The 235-nt window shown below is 33.2% G+C and carries 1 pseudogene; it reads right to left on the reverse strand.

Annotation, left to right across the window (positions count from 1 at the left end):
• A pseudogene (locus J5474_RS22700) lies at positions 1 to 235 on the reverse strand (hypothetical protein); the annotation flags it as partial.

Consider the following 235-nt stretch of genomic DNA (forward strand, 5'->3'; position numbering starts at 1 on the left):
ATGCATGACTTGACCCTTCTATGAGTTTATCTGAATTTGATGAATTACTGATAAATAATGAAGTAACTGCTGTATAAAAAGCAATACCTATATTTTGAACCATTCTTTGTGTAGCTCCAGCAGTACCTTGCATATCTTGAGATACAGTTCCCATTATTGCTGAAGTATTAGACGGTAGGAAAAAACCTCCTCCTATACCATATATTAGTAATAATAAGCTTATTGTCACTGGATT

The organism is Sagittula salina, from assembly GCF_017813235.1.
Taxonomy (GTDB): domain Bacteria; phylum Pseudomonadota; class Alphaproteobacteria; order Rhodobacterales; family Rhodobacteraceae; genus Sagittula; species Sagittula salina.